The sequence below is a fragment of the Mesorhizobium sp. GbtcB19 genome (assembly GCF_019091085.1).
Classification (GTDB): Bacteria; Pseudomonadota; Alphaproteobacteria; order Rhizobiales; family Rhizobiaceae; genus Mesorhizobium.
Genome location: NZ_JAGXJY010000001.1, coordinates 490,683 through 509,978, shown reverse-complemented (window position 1 = coordinate 509,978; position 19,296 = coordinate 490,683). Strand labels below are relative to the sequence as shown.

Here is a 19,296-nt window from a genome sequence, read left to right as displayed (position 1 = left end):
TTTCGGCGGAGTATTATTTTTCGGACACGCCCGCCTCGGCAAAGCTCGCCATCTTTGCATGACACTCCAGTGCCGAACGCACGATGTTGATGGCAAGGCAGGCGCCGGAGCCTTCGCCGAGACGCATGCCGAGGTCAAGCAGCGGCGGCAGGCCGAGCGCCTCGATCAGGCGGCGGTGGCCGGCTTCGGCCGAGACGTGAGCGGCGATGGTGTGGGCGAGGCCGGTCGGGTGCAGCCGGGCCAGGGGTGCCGCGGCGGCAGTGCAAACAAAGCCGTCGAGCAGCACCGGCACGTTGTTCTTGCGCGCGGCGAGCGTGGCGCCAAAGATCGCCGCCAGTTCACGCCCGCCGAGCGCCGCGGCAATCTTCAGCGGGTCGGACAGCGAATCGGCATGGCGCTTCAGGCCCGCTTCGATCGCCACCACCTTGCGCTTCAAGCCGGCGTCGTCGACGCCGGTGCCGCGGCCGGTCCATTTTTCCGCGCCGCCGCCGAACAGGGCGGTCGAGATCGCGGCCGCCGGCGTGGTGTTGCCGATGCCCATCTCGCCGAAGCAGACGAGATCGAGGTCACTGCTCACCGCGTCGTAGCCGGTAGAGACGGCAGCGAGGAAGGCATGTTCGTCCATCGCCGGCACTTGCGTGAAATCGCCGGTCGGATGGTCGAGATCGAGCGGGATGACATCGAGCCTGGCGCCGGCAATGCGGGCCAACTGGTTGATGGCCGCGCCGCCGCCGGCGAAATTCGCCACCATCTGTACGGTCACTTCGGACGGATAGGCCGAGACGCCTTGCGCGGTGACCCCGTGATTGCCGGCGAAGACGAACACTTTCACGTTGTCGAGCTTCGGCATGTCGCGGCCCTGCCAGCGGGCCAGCCAGGCTGCGGTCGTCTCCAACCGGCCGAGGCTGCCCGGCGGCTTGGTCAGCGTGTCCTGGCGCCTGGCGACAGCAGCGGCAGCGGTGTCACTGCCATTGGAGAGATCGAGGCAGGCGGCGCGCAGGTCTTCGAGGGATTTGAACGAAGTTGATTGGGAGGACATGGGGGCAAGGTCTCCGAGAGAGAATCAGGAAAGGCAAACGGAAGCGATAAGCAGCACCGCGATCTCGCCGAGCTGCTGCAGCGCGCCGATCGTGTCGCCGGTCTGGCCGCCGATCTGGCTGAGGCAGAGCGCGCGAAAGCCTGCAAAGAGCAGGCCGAGCAGGATGAGAGCAGCGATCGCGCCGCCAAGGCCGAGCGCCAGCAGCGCCACCGCGCCGAGCGCAGCACCGATGACGGCGGTCTCAGTCGTGACGGAGCCCGCATTGGCGGACAGCCCGTCGGCCCGGGCAGGGGGCAGAAGATGCATGAAGGCGCCGAACAGGCCGCGCGAGGCTGCATGCGCGGCAAGCAGCGCCAGGAAGATGTGGCCGGGGCCGGCGAGTTCGGAGAGCGCGCTCCAGCGGATCAGCAGCGACAGCCCAAGCGCCGCAGCGCCATAGGCGCCGATGCGGCTGTCGCGCATGATTTCCAGTTTCCGGTCGCGTGTCCTGCCGCCGCCAAAACCGTCGGCGATGTCGGAAAGCCCGTCCTCATGCAGGCAGCCAGTGACGAGCATCGTGGCGGCGAGCGTCAACGCCGCCGCCGGGCCGCTGGCAAGACCCAAACTGTAGGCGATGGCGTAGACGAGCGCGCCGATGGTTGCCACCGCGAGGCCGGCGAAGGGTGCCGCCCAGATCGCGTCCGCAAGGCTGCGGCCGCCGAAATCGCTCGACGGCAACCTCAGCCGGGTGAAGAAGACGAGGCTGAGGCCGATATCGTCAAGCAATTGCCTTGGTGCGGAAGGGCCGCTCATGTGCCCCTCGCTATGGCATGGAAGAAGGTGCCGCTGACATGGCCGCGCCGGTAACCCGAGGCGCCGAGCGGATTGCCCTGGCCATCGGCGAGGTCGGCCAGCGGCTCGTCGTTACCGGTGGCGGTCATCTGCGCATAGTGGAATTCATGGCCGCGGATCAGCGTGCCCTGCGGCCCCAACGGGCAGGCGGCGCGGAGCCGCGCCTCGCGATAACCGAGGTTCATCCTGCGCCTGGCGAAGCTGGTCGAATGTCCGAGCAGGCCGAGCATCCTGTGGCTCTTGCCGTCCGCGTCTTCCAGCACTTCGCCCAGCACCATGAAGCCGCCGCACTCGCCATGCACCGGCTTCGTCGCCGCAAAGCGCGCCATTCCGGCCTGGAAGTTCGTCGCGGCTGCGAGCTTGCCGGCGTGCAATTCCGGATAGCCGCCTGGCAGCCAGCAGACATCGCAGTCCTGCGAAGGCGCCTCGTCGGCAAGCGGCGAGAAAGGCACGAGCTCGGCGCCGGCTTTGCGCCAATGGTTGGCCACATGCGGATAGAGGAAGGTGAAGGCGGCGTCTTCCGCCAGCGCGATTCGCTGCGCGGGCGGCTGCAACGCGTCGGCAAAGTCGCCGGGAGAAGGCGCGAGAGGTGTTGCGAGTTTGAGAATCGCGTCGATGTCGAGCGATGTCTCGACCATGTCGGCCAGCCGATCGAGATGCGCCATCAGGTTTTCGTATTCACCTGCCTGGACGAGGCCGAGATGCCGCTCCGGCAGGTTGAGCGTCGGATCGCGCAGGATGGCGCCGACCACAGGCAGGCCGATCGCCTCGATGGCGTCGCCCGACAGACGCCGGTGGCGTTCGCTGCCGAGGCGATTGAGCACGACGCCGGCCATGCGAACATCCGGGTCATAGGTAGCGAAACCCTTGGCGACGGCGGCGGCCGTGGTCGACTGTCCCGAGACGTCGAGCACCAGCAGCACAGGCAAGCCATAGAGCCGGGCGAGATCGGCTGCCGAGCCCGAGCGGCCTTCCGGCGCGGGAATGCCGTCGAACAGGCCCATGGCGCTTTCGAGGATGACGTATTCGGCGTCATCCGCGGCTTGGGCCGCCAGCGCGTTGAGCAGCGACGGCGACATCGCCCAGCTGTCGAGATTGACGCCGGACAGGCCGGTGGCGGCGGTGTGGAAGCCGGGGTCGATATAGTCCGGTCCCGACTTCGCGCCACGCACTTTCAGCCCGCGCCGGGCAAGCGCGCGCAACAAGCCGATGGTGACGCTGGTCTTGCCCGAGCCGGAGCGCGGCGCGCCGATGATGATCGCGCGCGCCGTCATGTTTCGCCCGCCAATGCCGAGCGTATGGCGACGATGCCGCCGACCACGATCAGCGCAGGAGAAGCAAGCCCGGCCGCTGCGGCTTCGTCCGCGATGGTGGCGAGCGTGGCGACGACGATGCGCTCCTGCGGCGTGGTTGCCGCGACGATCACCGCGGCGGGTGTCGACGGCGCGAGGCCGCCTTCGAGCAGCTTTGCCGCGATCACCGGCAGATTGGCCATGCCCATATAGACGACGACCGGCTGTCCGGTGCGGGCGATCGCCGCCCAGTCGATGTCGTCATCCGTGCCGGCGGCATGGCCGGTGGCGAGGATGACGGCCTTGTTGATGCCGCGCATGGTGGCGGGAATGCTGGTGGCGGCAAGCGCGCTGAGGCCGGAGGTCAGGCCGGAAAGCACCCGGAACGGAATTTTTTCGCCTGCGAGCGCCAAAGCCTCTTCGCCGCCGCGGCCGAAAATATAAGGGTCGCCGCCCTTCAGCCGCACGACCCGGCGGCCTTCGCGCGCCAGCTTCACCAAAAGAGCGTTGATGTCGTCCTGCTTCATCGATGGCTGGCCGCCACGTTTTCCGGCGTAGAAGAGCTCGGCGCCCTGGGCGACCGCCACGACGTCGGGCGAGACCAGCGCGTCATAGACCAGCGCATCGCATTGCCCGAGCGCCGCCAGCACCTCCAGCGTCAGGCAGCCGGGATCGCCCGGGCCGGCGCCGGCCAGCCAGACATTGCCGGGCTCCAGTTCGCGCGGCTTGAAGTTCAGCCGCGCCAGCGCCTGCTCAACCGTAGCCCGTCCGTTTATGTTGGCGCTGCCGTTCACAACCCGTCCCGTCCGCGAAAACGCCGCTGGTAGTGGGCGTCATAGAGTGAGCTTTCGCCGAAATCCTGCGCGGCGAGCGCGCTGCCGACGAAGATGATGGCCGTGCGCTCCATCGGGTTTTGCGCGAGCAGCGCCTCGATGGTGCCCAGCGTGCCGGTCAGGATGCGCTCGTCGGGCCAGGAGGCGCGGAAGACGACCGCGACCGGGCATTCGGCACCGTAGAGCGGCGTCAAATCGGCAACGACGCGATCGATGGCATGGATGGCAAGGTGGATGGCGAGCGTGGCGCCGGTGCGGCCGAAGCCGGCCAGCGTCTCGCCCGGCGGCATTTTCGAGGCGCGGCCGGAGACGCGGGTCAGCACCAGGCTTTGTGCGAGCTCGGGAATGGTGAGCTCGCGGCGAAGCGCTGCCGCTGCCGCCGCGAAAGAGGGCACGCCTGGGGTCAGCGTATAGGGGATGCCGTGTTTTTCCAGCCGCCTGATCTGCTCGGCGACCGCGCTCCAAACGGAGAGGTCGCCGGAATGCAGGCGCGCGACATCCTGGCCGGCCTTGTGCGCGGCGACATATTCGGCCTCGATCTCGTCGAGCGACATCGGCGCGGTATCGATCAGTTTCGTGCCCAGCGCGCAATGCTCGAGCAGTTCCGGCGCGACGATCGAGCCGGCATGGAGGCAGACCGGGCAACTGGCCAGGAGCCGCGCGCCACGCAGCGTGATGAGATCGGCCGCGCCTGGACCGGCGCCGATGAAATGGACCGTCATGGCGCATCTCCGCTGATGGCGATGGCGCAGGTGACCGGGCCGACCACCGTGCGAGGCCCGAGCAGTCTCGCACCAGCCCCGGCAACCGCGAGGGCGGAGGCCTCCGAAACCGACGGCGTGCCGGCGCGGCTCTGCGAGAGATCGCAACGGCTGCGGGCGCCCGGCGAGGCCAGCTGCAGGACCCGGTCATCGGCAATGACCACCGGCAGGTTGAGCGCGCGGCCGGCGGCGGAAATCGCCGCCTCATCCTTCTTGAGCGGCGCGGTCGCCAGCGCCGAAAGCGCCGTCGTCGCGAGGCCATGCGCTTCAAGCGCGGTCTCAATCGCCGCCAGGACGTCTTCCACGCTCACGCCTTTGCGGCTGCCTATACCCGCGACCATCATGGTTTTATCCAGCTCCACTGCGTGACCGGCATGGCCGGACGCCAGCCCTGCATGGAGCCGACCGGTGCCGCGCGCGAAAGGGCGATACGGGTGAGATCGCCGCCGCGCCTGTTGTGCTGGTCGAGCAGCAGCGCCTCCATCTCCAGCGTCACCGCGTTGGCGACGAGCCGGCCGCCGGAGCGGAGCGCCTTGATCGCCTTCTCCAGCACTCCGGCATCGCTGCCGCCGCCGCCGATGAAGATCGCATCCGGTGTTTCCAGCTTGGCGAACGCCTTGGGCGCGGCGCCTTCGACCACGGCAAGGCCGGGCACGCCGCAATGCGCGGCGTTGCGGGCGATGCGGACGGCGCGCTCGTTGTTGGCCTCGATGGCGATGGCGCGCAACGAGGGGTGCGCCAGCATCCATTCGATGCCGATCGAACCGGAACCGGCGCCGATGTCCCACAGCAGCTCGCCGCGCCGCGGTGCCAGCGCCGACAGCGATATGGCGCGGATCTCGCGCTTGGTGATCTGGCCGTCATGCTCGAACAGGTGATCGGCAAGGCCGACGGTCAAAGGCAGGACGCGCGCATCCGGCGTCGATTCAATTTCCAGCGCCAGCACGTTGAGCGGGTTGATGTTTTTGAGATCGAAGGCGTCGGCGCGGGCGGTTCGACTAGCTTCATCCGCGCCGCCGAGCGCTTCGAGCACCGTCAGCCGCGATGGGCCGAAGCCCAGTTCGTCCAGCAATGCGGCGATAGCGGCCGGGGCGTCGCCGTCGGAGGTCAGCGCGAGGATGCGCGCGCCCGGATGAAGCAGGGGACGGATCAGGTCGATCGAATGGCCATGCAGCGAGATGGTTTCAACGTCCTGCAAAGCCCAGCCGAGGCGCGATCCCGCCAGCGACAGGGAGGAGGGCGCCGGGAGGATGAGCATCTCGTCTGGCTTCACCTTGCGCGCCAGTGTGACGCCGACGCCGTGGAAGAACGGGTCGCCGGAAGCCAGCACGCAGATTTTTTTGCCTTTGAGCGCCAGCACGTCGCGCATTTCGGCGTCGAAGGGCGTCGGCCACGGGCGCGCCTTGCCCTTGGTCAGGTTTGAGACGAGAGCAAGATGCCGCTTGCCGCCGAACACGATAGTCGCATCGGCGATGCGCTGCTTGGCCTCGTCGCCGAGACCCGCTACACCGTCCTCGCCGATGCCGACGATGGTGAGCCACCTTGTGGCGGGCTTGGCGGCGCGCGAACCCTTAGCAGGCATGATGACCCACCGTATCCTGATCCTCGGCGGCACGACGGAAGCCCGGCAACTGGCGGGAAGGCTGGCGCGTCGCGAGGATTTCTTCGTCACGCTGTCGCTTGCCGGCCGAACCGAAAGTCCTGTCGCGCAAGGTGTGCCGGTGCGCGTCGGCGGCTTTGGCGGCGCGGAGGGACTGGCCGCCTATCTCAGCGATGACAAGATCGACCTGCTGATCGACGCCACCCATCCATACGCCGCGCGTATCTCGGGTAACGCTGCCGAGGCGGCGCGACAGTCCGGCGTGCCGATCCTTGCGCTGCGGCGCTCCGGCTGGGAGCCTGTCGCAGGCGATCGCTGGACGCTGGTCGACAATGTCGCCGAGGCGGCGAGGGCGCTTGGCGCGGCGCCGCGCCGGGTTTTCCTGGCGATCGGCCGGCAGGAGGCCGGGGCCTTCGAGGTCGCGCCGCAGCATAGCTATCTGGTCCGCAGCGTTGATCCGGTTGAGCCCAAGCTTGCCGTGCCGGATGCACTCTATTTGCTGGCGCGCGGACCGTTCCCGGAAGCGGATGAGCGAGCGCTGCTTGGGAGATACGCCATCGACGCCGTCGTCTCGAAGAACAGTGGCGGCGAGTCGACTTATGGCAAGATCGCCGCGGCGCGGGCGCTCGGCATCGAGGTGGTCATGGTCCGTAGGCCGCCCCTTCCGAACGTGCCCTCGGCCCAAACCGTCGATGCGCTCGCCGCGATGGTCGATCATCTTTTCGACCCCGTTGCCGAACGCGGCGTGTAGACCAGCGCCGGCTTCTCGCCGCGCTTGATGATCCGGGTCTCGGGCGAGCCGATGATGATGCAGGTCGACATGTCGGCCTTTTCGGCATCGGCATCCGCCAGCAAAAACACCTCGATGCGCTCGTCGGGCCGGCCGGCGGCGCGGCCGAAGATCACCGGCGTGGTGCCGGGCAGGATCGCCTTCAGGCATTCGAAGGCGCGGCCGAGCTGCCAGGGGCGGGCCTTGCTGATCGGGTTGTAGAGCGCGATGACGAAGCCGGCTCCGGCCGCTGCCAGCAAACGCAGTTCGATCAAGTCCCACGGCTTCAGATTGTCGGAGAGCGAGATGGCGCAGAAATCGTGGCCGAGCGGCGCGCCGATGCGAGCCGCGACTGCGAGCATGGCGGTGACGCCCGGAACGACCGAGAGGTCGATGGCGCGCCATTCGTCTGGTCCGGCTTCGATCGCCTCGCAAACGGCGGCGGCCATGGCGAAGACGCCGGGATCGCCGCCGGAGACGACGGCGACGCTGTGGCCCTCGGCGGCCTTGGCCAATGCCTCGTTGGAACGGGCAAGCTCTTCGCGGTTGTCGGACGCGATGCGGGTCTGGTCCGGCCGCAGCTCGAGCCGGTCGAGATAGGGCTTGTAGCCATAGAAGAAGGAAGCCTCAGCGACGGCGTTGGCAGCCTGCGGCGTGACCTGGTCGGCATTGCCGGGGCCGAGGCCGATGACGGTGAGGCGGCCGCTCATGGCTTTGCCCCGGGGCGAGCCGACCAGCCGGCGACCAGCACGATGGCGAAATAGGGCGCCTTGTCGTCCGGCTTTTCGGCAAGCCGCATCGAGACGCTGCCCGGCATGGTGCCGCGCTCGACATAGACGGCCTTTGCCAACTTGCCCGTCGCTTCCAGCGCACGGCGGATTTTCGGCAGGTTGCGGCCGACCTTCATGATCACGGCGGCATCGGTGTCGGCGAGGCGACGGGTCAGTTCGAACTCGCTCATCGTGCCAGGCAGCACGGTGAGCACGTCGTCGCCTTGCACGATCGGCAGGCCGGTCTGCGACCAGCAGCCGGACATGGCGGTGATGCCAGGAATGACTTCGGTCGGGAAGCGATGCGCGAGGCGCACATGCAGGTGCATGTAGGAGCCGTAGAACAGGGGATCGCCCTCCGACAGCACGGCCACCATCCTGCCGGCGTCGAGATGCTCGGCGACCTGTTCGGCCGACTGCTCGTAGAAATCGGTGATCTGCGCGCGGTAGTCGTCGTGATCCTTGTCGATCTCGGTCGTCACCGGATAGAGCAGCGGCAGCTCGATCATGTCCGGCCGGAAGCGCGCCTCGACGATGGCGCGGGCATTGCTGTTGTTGCCGCGCTTGGCGAAATAGGCGACGACATTCGCTTCAGCCAATGCTCGCGCGGCCTTCAGCGTCAACAAATCCGGATCGCCGGGGCCAGTGCCGACGCCGACCAGGCGTCCTTTCGGGAGAGCGTTCACAGGCCAGGCCTCGCCAGGGAATTGAGCGCCGCCGCTGTCATGGCGCTGCCGCCCAGCCTGCCGCGCACGATGGCGTAGGGCGCGCCATAGGAATTGTCGGCCAGCGCGTCCTTGGATTCGGCCGCACCCACGAAGCCGACCGGCATGCCGATGATCGCGGCGGGCTTCGGCGCGCCGTCGCGCAGCTTTTCGAGCAGATAGAAGAGCGCGGTCGGCGCATTGCCGATGGCGACCACCGATCCGGCCATGCGCTCGCCCCAAAGGTCGATCGCCGCGGCTGAGCGGGTGTTGCCGATTGCCTTGGCGATGTCATGGGTGCGCGGATCGCGCAGCGTGCAGATCACCTCGTTGCCGGCCGGCAGGCGGGCGCGGGTGACACCGTGGGCGACCATCTCGGCATCGCAAAAGATCGGCGCGCCGGCGGCAAGGGCCGCGCGGGCTGCACCAACGAAATCGCTGGAGAAGATAAAATGGCCGGCGGCTTCGACCTGGCCGCAGGCATGGATCATGCGGATGGCGACATCGGCCTCGGCCTCCGAGAAGCGCGAAAGGTCCGCCTCGGCGCGGATGATGGCGAAAGAGCGTTCGTAGATCGCCATCCCGTCATGGATATAGTCGTAGGCGGCCATTTTCAGTTCCGTCGATAGAGTTCAGCGATGCCTGCAGCGCCAAGCCTTGCCAGGCAGGCGGCGGCGGTCTCGCCTTGATGTCGCGCGTCGTGGATCGCCGCCGCAATGCCGGCGACCCCGCGCGCGGCGTCATAGCCCGGCCTGTACGCGGCAGGAAGGGCTTTTGCCGTCCCGTCCACGACAAGTCCGGCTCCGTTTTCGTCGCCCACCACTGTCAGCGCTGCCGTGCCCGGATGTGCGCAACCCTTGGCGCAGCCGGAAATGTGGAGGGTCAGCGAGGTGTCGAGGAGATCGGCGCTTTGCTTTGCGATTGTCTCGGCGATGGCACGGGTGGCGATGCGGCCGGAGGCGCAGGCCGGCGTGCCGGGGCAGGCGGCGATGCGGGTGCGCCGGTCGGCGGCGGAGGTGACGAAGCCGAGGGTGTCGGCTGTATCGCGCAGAGAGGTGCAGGCGGATGGGGAGAGGCCGAGGAAAAGCAGGGCTCGGCCTGGGGCGAGGCGGATTTCGGTGGCGTCGAGGCTTGCAGCTTGGTTGGCGAGATCGATGAGGGGTTGGGCCGGCATGCTGCCGAAGGGGAGGCCGATGCCGAGGGTGAAAGTGTCGCCGGCTAAGGGAAAAAGGCCGATAGGTTTGCGCGAGGCCCCCCTCTCTGTCCTGCCGGACATCTCCCCCTCAAGGGGGGAGATTGTCTTGTCACCGTGGCTTTCGCCAATCTCCAACGCTGAAAGTGGAGAGCCGGCGCGGGAACTGCCATTCTCCCCCCCTGAGGGGGAGATGTCCGGCAGGACAGAGAGGGGGGCGACAGAGTGCCAACTTGCGAGTGAATTAAGCTGTCTTTCGGTCAAATCGCGCGTGTGCGCCTCGCGTCCTTTTTCGGCCACCATCCGCAGTGCCGCCACAGCGATGTCGCGCGCAGCATCGGCATTGACCGTCGAGAGCGGCCTTGCACTGCGCGCGTCGCCTGCAACCGATACATCCCAACGAACATCCTCGCCGGTCCGCACCGCCTTCAACCTCACATCGGCCGTCACCGCGTCCAAGCTCAACTGTCCGCCGCCGTCGACAATCACCGACACCTTCGGCCCCAGTCGCTCCGTCAGCCCGGCCTCTTCAATCGCCGTCCTGATCCGCTCAGCCAGCGGCCGAGGATCGGCGATCTCTTTCGGATCGATACCTGCCAGCGGCCCGATCTCGACCGGCACGCCGCTGCGGACCGCAATGCCCAGCGCATCGACCTCCGCCGCCAGCAGCCGGGCGCTTCCCGCCGTCAGGCCGCGGATCTGCAGGCTGCCGCGCGCGGTCACCTCCATGATGCCGTTGCCGTGACGCAGAGCCGATTCGCCGAGTCCGATCAGCGACTTCGCAGCAATTCCTCCAGCAACCGGGTTGAGCCGCACCAGCAAGCCGTCGCCGGTCTGCATCGGGGCGCTCAAGGCAGGGCAGGTGTCACGGCGCGAAAAGGCGTTCATGCCGCTACCCCGCTTGCCTGTGCTTCCGCAATCAAAGCAGCGAGATCGTCGTCGATGGAATTCCTGAGCGGATGCCAGAGGCCGCGCCGCCGCGCGGCGAGGAAGCGCTCGGCGATGACCTTCGCCGCCGCCGGGTTCTCGCGCAACAGGAAGGCGCGCACGTCCGGGTCGCCGACATAGGCGTCGTGCACGGCCTCGATCAGCGCACCCGAAATGGCGTGCGTTGTTTCGGCAAAACCCACGAGCCGGTCGACCGTCTCCGCGAATTCCGAGGCGCCGCGCGGGCCGTGGCGCATCTGGCCGGCGATGAAGCGCGGGTTGACGGCGCGCGCCCGCACCACACGCGACACCGCTTCGCCGACCGAACGGGGCTTAGGCTTCTTGGGATCGGTCGTGTCGAGCACGATGACGTCGGCATTCCGGCCAAGTGCTGCAAGCGCTGCCGAAAATCCACCGATGAAGGCGACGTCGGCCGAGCCCTCGAGGATATCGCGGCCCGGGTCGTCGCCGGTGTGGACGAGAAGGTCGGCCTCGGCGATGCGGCCCTCGAAGGCGCCTGGCGCCGAGATCGCCTCGCCGTCGGCGCCGCCATAGGCGTGCGAGGTGGCCTCGAGATAGGCGCGGCCGATCTCCTCGCGCACGCCCCATTCGCCGCGCGACAGCAGATCCTCGACGCCGGCGCCATAGGTGCCGGGCGAGGTGCCGAAAATGCGCGGACCGATCTTGCCCTGCGCGCGGGTCGCGGCGGCGAGCGGGTTTTCCGAATCGTCCTCGTCGCGGCCGGCGACCGCGTTCGCAGCTGCGTCGATCAGCGCGATCTGGGTCGGGAACATGTCGCGGAACAGGCCGGAAATGCGCCAGGTGACGTCGACGCGCGGCCGGCCGAGCGTGGCCGGCGGCAGCACCTCGATGCCGGTGACGCGGCCGGTCGCGGCATCCCATTGCGGCCGGCAACCCATCAGCGCCAGCCCTTGGGCGATCTCCTCGCCGCCGGTGCGCAAGGAGGCCGAGCCCCAGAGGTCGATGACCAGCGAGCGCGGCCAGTCGCCATGGCCCTGCATGTAGCTGCGCACCACTTCTTCCGCCGCCGCCTGGCCGAGATCATAGGCGGTCGGCGTCGGCATGGTGCGCGGATCGGAAGTGAAGAGGTTGCGGCCGGTCGGCAGCACGTCGGAACGACCGCGCGCCGGCGCCCCGGCGGGGCCGGCCTTGATGTGGCGGCCGTCGAGCGCGGCGAGCAGGGCGGCCTTTTCGGCTTCCGCGCTTTGCCGGCGCAGTGGATCGGATTCGTCCTCCGGCGCGCGGCCATAGACATGCAGCCCGTCCTTGACGGCGAAATCCTTGAGGTCGCAGAGCCAGGCGTCGATGCGGCGCAGCGCCTCGTCAGGTTGATCGGTCTTGGCGACGCCAGCTTCCGAGGCAAGCCCGGTTTTCCGTGCCGTCTCGACGATAAGCTTTGCCAAGCGGTCGCGGCGTCGACGGTCGAGCCCATCGGCCTGGGCATATTCGTCGACCAGCCGTTCGAGCTTCTGTTGCGACTCGTCGAGGCCGGCACCGGTCAGCGGTGGCGGCAGATGTCCAAGCGTGACGGCCGAGATGCGGCGCTTGGCCTGCGCCGCCTCGCCGGGATTGGAGACGATAAAGGGGTAGATGACCGGCAGCGAGCCGGTGACGATCTCGGGAAAGCAGGCGCCGGAGAGCGCGACCGTCTTGCCCGGCAGCCATTCGAGCGTGCCATGGGCGCCGACGTGGATGATCGCATGCACGCCGAGCGATTCTTGCAGCCAGAGGCCGAAGGCGATCAGCTCGTGGCGCGGGGGAAGCGTCGGGTCATGGTAGTCGGCGCGCCGGTCGGCGGAGCGGCCGCGGTCCGGGGCGAGAGTGACGGTGATGTTGCCGAAGGTCGCGGCGCGGAAGGGGAAGTGGGTTTCGCGCGCTAGCGGCGAAGGCTGGCGTTCTGTCGCCCCCCTCTCTGTCCTGCCGGACATCTCCCCCTCAGCGGGGGAGATTATTCCTTCGCCACGGCTTTCGCCAATTTCCGGCCTGGCAAGGGTTGCGCCGTCGCCCGAACTGCCAATCTCCCCCCTTGAGGGGGAGATGTCCGGCAGGACAGAGAGGGGGGCCTCGCGCAACCCTATCCGGTCTTCCGCGCTACCCCAGGCGGCTCTGACGGCGTTACGCGCGCCTTCCGGCAGTTCCGTGGACAAGCGCAGGTAGTCTTCTGAACTCAACCTTTGACCACCCACCTCCAGCGCATCCAACAACTCCCGCGGCGATTGCGGAATCCCATCAACTGCGTAGCCCTGTTCTTTCAGGTCATGCAGCATGGCGAGCACGCTGGACGGCACATCGAGGCCAACCGCATAACCGGTACGCCCGGGGGCGCTCGGATAATCCGGGATCAGGATCGCCAGCCTGCGCTCGGCCCGCTCCGTCCGCTGCAGGCGGATGAACGAGGCGATCCGCTTGGCGACTTGCGCGACGCGGTCCGCCTCGGGCCGGTTGGCGAAGGCGCGGAAGGCCAGTGCGGGATCGGCCTCGATCTCGCCCTTGAAGGATATCGCGCCGGCGAGGATGCGGCCGTCGAGCTCGGGCAGCACGACATGCATCGCGAGATCGGCGGGCGCCAGGCCGCGCTGGTTCTTCTCCCAGACTTCGCGGCGTGTCGTGGCGACGATGACCTGGAACACCGGCACGCCGGCGCGGTCGAACAGGGTTTCGGCGCCTGGCTCGGCGCCGGAGGCGAAAGCGGTGGCGGTGACGATGGCGGCGGGGTTCAGTGCGGCGAGGGCGGCTTCGACGAAGGCCAAGGACACCGGGTCCTTGAGGCTGGAGACGAAGATCGGTGCCGGCGCCAGGCCTTGCGAGCGCAATGCGTCGACCAGCGCGTCAACCGGCGCGACGTCGGCGGCCAGCAACATCGAGCGGTAGAAGAGGATTGGAACGACGGGGGTGCCGAGATTGTCGGCGTCGAGTTTCGTCGCCCCCCTCTCTGTCCTGCCGGACATCTCCCCCTCAAGGGGGGAGATTGAACTGTCGTCGATGGTTTCGCCAATCGCGGATGTTGCAGATGGCTCTTTTTCGGCAGATGAAGAAAAGGCGCCAGGCCCGGCGACGGCTGATCTCCCCCCTTGAGGGGGAGATGTCCGGCAGGACAGAGAGGGGGGCGAAGGATCGCCAACGTTCGATAAGCTAGGCTTTTCTACAACCCCCAGCCCAGGCTCGTAATACCCAGCCTTCGGCACACCGACCGGCTCGGCAGCCGCCGCGTCCGACCCGGCAAGTCTTGCCAGTCTCTTCACCAGCGCCGCCATATTGGCCGGACCGCCTTCGCGGAAATAGCTGAGCAGCGCGTCCAGCTCCTTGCGCGGTAAGGTCGAGGCTTCGATCAGCCGCAAATCCTCGTCATGGCTTTCGCCCGGCAACAGCGCCAGCCTGATGCCGCGCTCGCGCGCCACCGCGGCAAGCTGGTCGCAGCCGTAGCGCCACCAGTCATAGCCGCCGAGGATGCGCACGAGAACGACCTTGGCGTGGCGGGCGACGCTGTCGATCCACAAGTCCACCGACATCGGATGGCGAAGGTCACGCAGCGCCGCAAGCCGCATCGAGGGCAGCCGCGCGGCATCGGCTTTCCAGGCGGCGGCCAGGCCGGCGAGATCGCTGTCGGTGAAGGACAGAGCCACGACATCCGCAGGCGTCTGCCTGAGATCGATCGGCTCGGCGAGATCGTCGAGCGAAGCGGATGTCGTGGCGAGGATATGCATCGCGTTTCGTGTTGGGCCTTTCGTGTTGGCCTCAGCCGGCGAGGATACGCTCGATCGCCGGGCGGTTCAGCCCCTTGAGGCCGATGACGACGAGCCGCGAGCGGCGGTCGTCCCCGGCCGTCCAGGCGCGATCGTAGTAGTGATTGACGCGCGGGCCGACGGCCTGGAGCAGGAGCCGCATCGGCTTGCCGCCGACCTCGACGAAGCCTTTGACGCGCAGCACGTTCTCCTGCTCGGCGGCAAGGGCGACGCGCTTTGCCAGCTCATCCGGGTTGGCGACGGACGGGATGTCGATGACGAAGGAATCGAAATCGTCATGCTCGTGGTCGAGCTCGTCGTCGTGATGGGTCTTGCGGTTCTCGATGTCGTCCTCGACGGCAAGGCCGAGGCCGAGCAGCACCGAAGGATCGACCTTGCCCTGCGCGGTCGGCACGACTTTCACGGCGCGCGCGACGTGTTCGCCGATGACGGCGTTGGCGCGTTGCGAGCCCGCCGCGTCCATCAGATCGCTCTTCGACAGGATGATCAGGTCGGCGCAGGCGATCTGGTCCTCGAAGACTTCTTCAACCGGATCGTCATGGTCGAGCGAGTCGTCCGCGGCTCGCTGCGCCTGGAGCGCATCCATGTCGGAGGCGACCCGGCCTTCGGCCAGGGCCGGGCCGTCGACCACGGCGACGACGCCGTCGACAGTAACGCGGCTCTTCACCGTCGGCCACTGGAAGGCCTGGACCAATGGCTTCGGCAAAGCGAGGCCGGAGGTTTCGATTAGGATGTGGTCGACTTTCGGCGTGCGTGACAGGATCTGGTCGAGCGCCGGCACGAAGTCGTCGGCGACGGTGCAGCAGATGCAACCATTGGCGAGCTCGACGATGTTTTCCTCAGGGCAGGTGTCGACGCCGCAGCCTTTCAGGATTTCGCCGTCGATGCCGACATCGCCGAACTCGTTGACGATGATCGCCAGCCGCTTGCCCTTGGCGTTTTCAAGCAGGTTGCGGATCAGCGTCGTCTTGCCGGCGCCGAGGAAGCCGGTGACGACAGTGCAGGGCACGCGGGAAACGGAGGCGTTCATGGTCAGTCCTTCAGCATGTCGAGGGGAGGGATGCGGGCAACGAGGCCGCGCTTGAGGGAATCGGGCCGGCCGCGCCAGGGGATGAGGCCATCGGTCGAGGTGGCGAAGAGCTTCGCGCCGGTGACAAGGTCGGCGCCGCTGGTGGCATTCAGGTCACCGAAGACGTAGCTCCAGCAGCCATCGCGCAGCAGTGCCGCGCTCAGGCGGCGCTTGCAATTGCCGAGGCATTCGACGGTGCGGATGTTGATCTTTTCGCCGGAAGCAGCCCGGCGCGTGTCTTCGGCGAGCAGCGCGCCGGCGCGCGGATGCCCATCAGAGCCGGTTTCGTCACGGCAGGACGAGCAGACGATGACGGTGACGCCGGCCAGCGCGTCGGGCTCGGACGAAATGTCCGCATTATTTGCCGGGAAACTGCCGTTACGATCCAAAACAGGCTCCTTGCCCGGAAAACCCGCCGGGCATTCGGATACTTAAAGTCTCAGACGGCAGGTCTCCTGGCTCGCGGGTCGTCGCCTCGAATGCCGCCTTCCCGGGGATATCCCAGTGGTTTTCGGCCAAGGCTCGTCGCTTACAGTTGCGGGGACAGCCGCGGATTTGGGAATCTTTCCCGCACCGCATTCCCTCTTGGCTCCTCCCTTTGCCGGGAGAAGACCGTCTGGGTCAGGATTTAGGCCTACCACTAGGCGCCTGTCAACGCGCGGCTACGACACCGCGATGTCGGCCAGCGCCGGTCCGAGATCGCCGGCGGGCGTCACCTCGATGCGCTCCAGGCCGAGCCAGCCCTGCATCTGCTTCAGCTCTTCGTAGAGCTGGGCTGCTGTCTCCGGTGGCGCGCCGGCCTCGGCATAGGCGGCGTGGACGCGCAAGACGCTGGCCGGCCGGTCGGCGCGGAGGTCGACGCGAGCGACGAGGCGGTCGCCGAGCAGGAAGGGCAGCACATAATAGCCGTACTGGCGCTTTTCGGCGGGCGTGTAGATTTCGATGCGGTAGCGGAAGTCGAAGAGCTTTTCCGTCCGCGTCCGCTCGAAAACGACAGGATCGAACGGCGCGAGCAGGGCGCGCGCCTCGATCTTGCGCGGAAAGCGGGCGTCCTTGTGCAAATAGGCGGTCTTGTCCCAGCCTGCGACGCTCACCGGCAGCAGTTCGCCGGTTTCGACCAGTTCCTCGATGCGGTCCTTCGTGTCGCCCGGCGCCAGACGAAAATAGTCGCGCAGGTCGCCGTAGGTGGCGACGCCGTGGGAGCGGGCGGAAATGCGCAGCAATTCGCGGTGCGCGTCCTCAACCGACGGCACGGGCAGGTCGAGCACGGCCTGCGGCAAAACGCGCCCCGGTAGATCGTAATAGCGTTCGAAGCCGCGGCGGTAGGCCGTGGTGATGCGTCCGGCCCAGAACAGCCATTCGAAGGCGTGCTTGGCCTCGCTCCAGCCCCACCAGCCGCCATTGCCCTTGTGCCCCTCGATGTCGGACGCGGCGATCGGCCCGCGTTCAGCAACCTCCTTATAGATCTCGTCGATCATCGCCTTGCGCTCACGGCCCCATTTCGCCAGGCCGAGATACATCTCGTCGCCCTGCTCGGCGCGCTGCATGCGCCAGCGCATCAAAGGGTAGGTCTCGACGGGCAGGAATGAGGCCTCATGCGCCCAATATTCAAAGACGGCGCGCTTGCGGGTGACCGCGGCGTTGTCGAGCAGCGCCAGGGGGTAGGGGCCGAGGCGCGAATAGAGCGGCATGTAATGCGCGCGTACCACCGCGCTGACGGAATCGATCTGCAAGAGGCCTGTTCGCGAAAGCACACGGGCAAGGTGCCGGCGATCCGGAACGCCACCGGGCCGAGGGTCGTTAAACCCCTGTGCTCCAAGCGCGATGCGCCTCGCCGTGGCCAGCGAAATCTTATCCTTCATCGAGGCGCCCTTGCCTGACCGTTTGCCGGATTTTCAGCCGGTGATTCCAGCGATGCTAGCAGGCAAATGGCGGGAGATGTGTCAGGAGAAAAAAAGTGGAGTAAAAAATGAAGGAAATCAAACAGGAGCGGATCGGACCAGTTTCATCCGATATGGCATCCAGGGCCGCGATTTGAACAAGGTTTGACTTGCGTCACCGAAACCGCTGCGCTAACCCTCGCCGCGTTGCAGCATGGGCCTCTTAAAACGGTTCAGCGGTTAAACTGTCACGCTTCCGCATTAGAGTTCGTTGCTGTAATCAAAGTGAACTGCCCCGCCGAAGGAAAGCCGCCGCATGAGCGCACTCCTGAGTTCATATCTGCCCATCGTCCTGTTCATCGCCGTGGCGATGGTCGTTGGCTTGGCGCTTATCATCGCCCCCTTCCTGGTGGCCTATCGCAATCCCGATCCGGAAAAGCTTTCCGCCTATGAATGCGGGTTCAACTCGTTCGACGACGCCCGCATGAAATTCGACATCCGCTTCTACCTGGTGTCGATCCTGTTCATCATCTTCGATCTCGAGGTCGCCTTCCTGTTCCCGTGGGCGGTGTCTTTCTCCAAGCTCGGCATGCTCGGCTTCTGGTCGATGATGGTGTTCCTGGCGGTGCTGACCATCGGCTTTGCCTATGAATGGAAAAAAGGAGCGCTGGAATGGGATTGAACGACAGTTCAGGCACCCTCGTCGCGCCGAAGCCCAAAGGCATCATCGACCCCAATACCGGCAGGCCGGTGGGGGAGGACGATCCCTTCTTCCTCGAAATCAACAATGAACTGGCCGACAAGGGTTTTCTTGTCACCTCGACCGAAGCGCTGATCACCTGGGCGCGCAGCGGCTCGCTGATGTTCATGACCTTCGGCCTCGCCTGCTGCGCGGTCGAGATGATCCACACCTCGATGCCGCGCTATGACTCGGAGCGCTTCGGCGTCGCGCCGCGCGCGTCGCCGCGCCAGTCCGACATCATGATCGTCGCCGGCACGCTGACCAACAAGATGGCCCCGGCGCTGCGCAAGGTCTACGACCAGATGCCTGAGCCGCGCTACGTCATCTCGATGGGTTCCTGCGCCAATGGCGGCGGCTACTACCACTATTCCTATTCGGTGGTGCGCGGCTGCGACCGCGTCGTGCCGGTCGACATTTACGTGCCCGGCTGCCCGCCGAGCGCCGAAGCGCTGCTCTACGGCATTCTCCTTCTGCAGAAGAAGATCCGCCGCACCGGCACGATCGAACGGTGAGCCGATGACCCAGGCGTTGAACGAACTCTCCACCTATCTCGGCGAGAAGCTCTCCGGCCGCATCGGCGAAGCCGTGCTCGCCTATGGCGAGCTGACGGTTCCCGTCGAGCCGGGCAACCTGGTCGAGGTGGCGACCTTCCTGCGCGACGATGCGCGCTGCCAGTTCATCTCGATCATCGACATTTCCGGAGCCGACTATCCTTCGCGCGCCAGGCGCTTCGATGTCGTCTATCACCTTCTGTCGCCGAAGCAGAATGTCCGCATCCGCCTCAAGGTCCAGGCCGACGAGGAGACGCTGGTTCCCTCGTTGACAAGTGTTTATCCGGGCGCTGATTGGTATGAACGCGAGACCTATGACCTCTACGGTGTGCTCTTCTCCGGCCATCCTGACCTGCGTCGCCTTCTGACGGACTATGGTTTCGAGGGGCATCCGCTGCGCAAGGATTTCCCGCTGACCGGCTTCGTCGAGGTTCGTTACGACGACGAGGCCAAGCGGGTCATCTACGAGCCGGTCGAGCTCAAGCAGGAATTCCGCAATTTCGATTTTCTCTCGCCCTGGGAAGGCACGGACTACGTGTTGCCGGGCGATGAGAAAGCGAAGGCAAACTGAG

The 19,296-nt window shown here is 66.8% G+C and carries 20 protein-coding genes and 1 riboswitch; of the genes, 5 read left to right on the top strand and 15 right to left on the bottom strand.

Features of this window, described 5'->3' with window-relative positions:
* Nucleotides 1-13 precede the first annotated feature (13 nt).
* The 7 genes from cobT to cbiE are packed head-to-tail and all read right to left on the bottom strand — an operon-like array spanning nucleotide 14 to nucleotide 6,338.
* Nucleotides 14-1,039: a nicotinate-nucleotide--dimethylbenzimidazole phosphoribosyltransferase gene (gene cobT / locus KVT37_RS02395; RefSeq protein ID WP_217569234.1), complete on the bottom strand. Its 1,026-nt coding sequence runs from the start codon at nucleotides 1,037-1,039 to the stop codon at nucleotides 14-16.
* Between the two features lie 24 nt (nucleotides 1,040-1,063).
* Nucleotides 1,064-1,831, bottom strand: coding sequence for an adenosylcobinamide-GDP ribazoletransferase (locus tag KVT37_RS02390; protein ID WP_217569232.1), 768 nt, complete (start codon nucleotides 1,829-1,831; stop codon nucleotides 1,064-1,066).
* The gene (locus KVT37_RS02385; protein WP_217569230.1) at nucleotides 1,828-3,144 is read right to left on the bottom strand and encodes a cobyrinate a,c-diamide synthase; all 1,317 of its coding nucleotides are present in this window, start codon (nucleotides 3,142-3,144) and stop codon (nucleotides 1,828-1,830) included. Before KVT37_RS02385 ends, KVT37_RS02390 begins: the two co-directional genes overlap by 4 nt.
* Entirely contained in the window at nucleotides 3,141-3,956 is an 816-nt protein-coding gene (gene cobA, locus KVT37_RS02380; RefSeq protein ID WP_217569228.1) for a uroporphyrinogen-III C-methyltransferase, read from the bottom strand. Before cobA ends, KVT37_RS02385 begins: the two co-directional genes overlap by 4 nt.
* Entirely contained in the window at nucleotides 3,953-4,717 is a 765-nt protein-coding gene (cobM, locus tag KVT37_RS02375; protein ID WP_217569226.1) for a precorrin-4 C(11)-methyltransferase, read from the bottom strand. The genes cobA and cobM overlap by 4 nt, the downstream gene beginning before the upstream one ends.
* Nucleotides 4,714-5,100 carry a cobalamin biosynthesis protein gene (locus KVT37_RS02370; RefSeq protein WP_217569224.1) on the bottom strand — a complete coding sequence of 129 codons (387 nt, stop codon included), beginning with the start codon at nucleotides 5,098-5,100 and terminating at the stop codon, nucleotides 4,714-4,716. The genes cobM and KVT37_RS02370 overlap by 4 nt, the downstream gene beginning before the upstream one ends.
* The gene (cbiE, locus tag KVT37_RS02365) at nucleotides 5,097-6,338 is read right to left on the bottom strand and encodes a precorrin-6y C5,15-methyltransferase (decarboxylating) subunit CbiE (protein ID WP_217569221.1); all 1,242 of its coding nucleotides are present in this window, start codon (nucleotides 6,336-6,338) and stop codon (nucleotides 5,097-5,099) included. Before cbiE ends, KVT37_RS02370 begins: the two co-directional genes overlap by 4 nt.
* A 1-nt stretch (nucleotide 6,339) precedes the next feature.
* On the opposite strand from cbiE, the gene KVT37_RS02360 reads away from it, so the two are divergent.
* Nucleotides 6,340-7,107 carry a cobalt-precorrin-6A reductase gene (locus tag KVT37_RS02360; RefSeq protein WP_217569904.1) on the top strand — a complete coding sequence of 256 codons (768 nt, stop codon included), beginning with the start codon at nucleotides 6,340-6,342 and terminating at the stop codon, nucleotides 7,105-7,107.
* Here KVT37_RS02360 and KVT37_RS02355 read toward each other — a convergent pair.
* From KVT37_RS02355 to KVT37_RS02320, 8 genes are all read right to left on the bottom strand, one after another.
* On the bottom strand, nucleotides 7,071-7,835 hold the full coding sequence (locus tag KVT37_RS02355; RefSeq protein ID WP_217569219.1) for a precorrin-3B C(17)-methyltransferase: 765 nt from the start codon (nucleotides 7,833-7,835) through the stop codon (nucleotides 7,071-7,073). The genes KVT37_RS02360 and KVT37_RS02355 overlap by 37 nt on opposite strands.
* Nucleotides 7,832-8,581 (bottom strand): precorrin-2 C(20)-methyltransferase, encoded by a 750-nt coding sequence (locus KVT37_RS02350; RefSeq protein WP_217569217.1) that lies wholly within the window; start codon nucleotides 8,579-8,581, stop codon nucleotides 7,832-7,834. The genes KVT37_RS02355 and KVT37_RS02350 overlap by 4 nt, the downstream gene beginning before the upstream one ends.
* Nucleotides 8,578-9,210 (bottom strand): precorrin-8X methylmutase, encoded by a 633-nt coding sequence (locus KVT37_RS02345; protein ID WP_217569215.1) that lies wholly within the window; start codon nucleotides 9,208-9,210, stop codon nucleotides 8,578-8,580. The genes KVT37_RS02350 and KVT37_RS02345 overlap by 4 nt, the downstream gene beginning before the upstream one ends.
* Nucleotides 9,211-9,212: 2 nt before the next feature.
* On the bottom strand, nucleotides 9,213-10,679 hold the full coding sequence (cobG, locus tag KVT37_RS02340; protein WP_217569213.1) for a precorrin-3B synthase: 1,467 nt from the start codon (nucleotides 10,677-10,679) through the stop codon (nucleotides 9,213-9,215).
* Complete coding sequence (locus KVT37_RS02335; protein WP_217569211.1) at nucleotides 10,676-14,443, bottom strand: cobaltochelatase subunit CobN; 3,768 nt, start codon at nucleotides 14,441-14,443, stop codon at nucleotides 10,676-10,678. Before KVT37_RS02335 ends, cobG begins: the two co-directional genes overlap by 4 nt.
* A gap of 31 nt (nucleotides 14,444-14,474) precedes the next feature.
* A complete protein-coding gene (cobW, locus tag KVT37_RS02330) occupies nucleotides 14,475-15,512 on the bottom strand; it encodes a cobalamin biosynthesis protein CobW (protein WP_217569209.1) in 1,038 nt (345 codons plus the stop codon).
* 2 nt (nucleotides 15,513-15,514) lie between these two features.
* Nucleotides 15,515-15,940, bottom strand: coding sequence for a DUF1636 family protein (locus KVT37_RS02325; protein WP_217569207.1), 426 nt, complete (start codon nucleotides 15,938-15,940; stop codon nucleotides 15,515-15,517).
* 38 nt (nucleotides 15,941-15,978) lie between these two features.
* Nucleotides 15,979-16,183: riboswitch (cobalamin riboswitch) on the bottom strand.
* 30 nt (nucleotides 16,184-16,213) lie between these two features.
* On the bottom strand, nucleotides 16,214-17,413 hold the full coding sequence (locus KVT37_RS02320; protein ID WP_217569205.1) for a winged helix-turn-helix domain-containing protein: 1,200 nt from the start codon (nucleotides 17,411-17,413) through the stop codon (nucleotides 16,214-16,216).
* Between KVT37_RS02320 and KVT37_RS02315 the strand changes: the two genes are divergently transcribed.
* From KVT37_RS02315 to KVT37_RS02300, 4 genes are all read left to right on the top strand, one after another.
* The gene (locus KVT37_RS02315; RefSeq protein ID WP_217569202.1) at nucleotides 17,388-17,600 is read left to right on the top strand and encodes a hypothetical protein; all 213 of its coding nucleotides are present in this window, start codon (nucleotides 17,388-17,390) and stop codon (nucleotides 17,598-17,600) included. The genes KVT37_RS02320 and KVT37_RS02315 overlap by 26 nt on opposite strands.
* 147 nt (nucleotides 17,601-17,747) lie before the next feature.
* Entirely contained in the window at nucleotides 17,748-18,113 is a 366-nt protein-coding gene (locus KVT37_RS02310; RefSeq protein ID WP_112127345.1) for an NADH-quinone oxidoreductase subunit A, read from the top strand.
* A complete protein-coding gene (locus KVT37_RS02305) occupies nucleotides 18,104-18,685 on the top strand; it encodes an NADH-quinone oxidoreductase subunit B family protein (protein ID WP_015317338.1) in 582 nt (193 codons plus the stop codon). Before KVT37_RS02310 ends, KVT37_RS02305 begins: the two co-directional genes overlap by 10 nt.
* 4 nt (nucleotides 18,686-18,689) lie before the next feature.
* A complete protein-coding gene (locus KVT37_RS02300) occupies nucleotides 18,690-19,295 on the top strand; it encodes an NADH-quinone oxidoreductase subunit C (protein WP_217569200.1) in 606 nt (201 codons plus the stop codon).
* Nucleotide 19,296 lies beyond the last annotated feature (1 nt).

What these genes read in the sequence shown, in the direction of transcription:
- cobT (WP_217569234.1), bottom strand. Translation starts at nt 1,039, where the DNA reads ATGTCCTCCCAATCAACTTCGTTCAAATCCCTCGAAGACCTGCGCGCC.
- KVT37_RS02390 (WP_217569232.1), bottom strand. Translation starts at nt 1,831, where the DNA reads ATGAGCGGCCCTTCCGCACCAAGGCAATTGCTTGACGATATCGGCCTC.
- KVT37_RS02385 (WP_217569230.1), bottom strand. Translation starts at nt 3,144, where the DNA reads ATGACGGCGCGCGCGATCATCATCGGCGCGCCGCGCTCCGGCTCGGGC.
- cobM (WP_217569226.1), bottom strand. Translation starts at nt 4,717, where the DNA reads ATGACGGTCCATTTCATCGGCGCCGGTCCAGGCGCGGCCGATCTCATC.
- KVT37_RS02370 (WP_217569224.1), bottom strand. Translation starts at nt 5,100, where the DNA reads ATGATGGTCGCGGGTATAGGCAGCCGCAAAGGCGTGAGCGTGGAAGAC.
- cbiE (WP_217569221.1), bottom strand. Translation starts at nt 6,338, where the DNA reads ATGCCTGCTAAGGGTTCGCGCGCCGCCAAGCCCGCCACAAGGTGGCTC.
- KVT37_RS02360 (WP_217569904.1), top strand. Translation starts at nt 6,340, where the DNA reads ATGACCCACCGTATCCTGATCCTCGGCGGCACGACGGAAGCCCGGCAA.
- KVT37_RS02355 (WP_217569219.1), bottom strand. Translation starts at nt 7,835, where the DNA reads ATGAGCGGCCGCCTCACCGTCATCGGCCTCGGCCCCGGCAATGCCGAC.
- KVT37_RS02345 (WP_217569215.1), bottom strand. Translation starts at nt 9,210, where the DNA reads ATGGCCGCCTACGACTATATCCATGACGGGATGGCGATCTACGAACGC.
- cobG (WP_217569213.1), bottom strand. Translation starts at nt 10,679, where the DNA reads ATGAACGCCTTTTCGCGCCGTGACACCTGCCCTGCCTTGAGCGCCCCG.
- KVT37_RS02335 (WP_217569211.1), bottom strand. Translation starts at nt 14,443, where the DNA reads ATGCATATCCTCGCCACGACATCCGCTTCGCTCGACGATCTCGCCGAG.
- cobW (WP_217569209.1), bottom strand. Translation starts at nt 15,512, where the DNA reads ATGAACGCCTCCGTTTCCCGCGTGCCCTGCACTGTCGTCACCGGCTTC.
- KVT37_RS02320 (WP_217569205.1), bottom strand. Translation starts at nt 17,413, where the DNA reads ATGAAGGATAAGATTTCGCTGGCCACGGCGAGGCGCATCGCGCTTGGA.
- KVT37_RS02310 (WP_112127345.1), top strand. Translation starts at nt 17,748, where the DNA reads ATGAGCGCACTCCTGAGTTCATATCTGCCCATCGTCCTGTTCATCGCC.
- KVT37_RS02305 (WP_015317338.1), top strand. Translation starts at nt 18,104, where the DNA reads ATGGGATTGAACGACAGTTCAGGCACCCTCGTCGCGCCGAAGCCCAAA.
- KVT37_RS02300 (WP_217569200.1), top strand. Translation starts at nt 18,690, where the DNA reads ATGACCCAGGCGTTGAACGAACTCTCCACCTATCTCGGCGAGAAGCTC.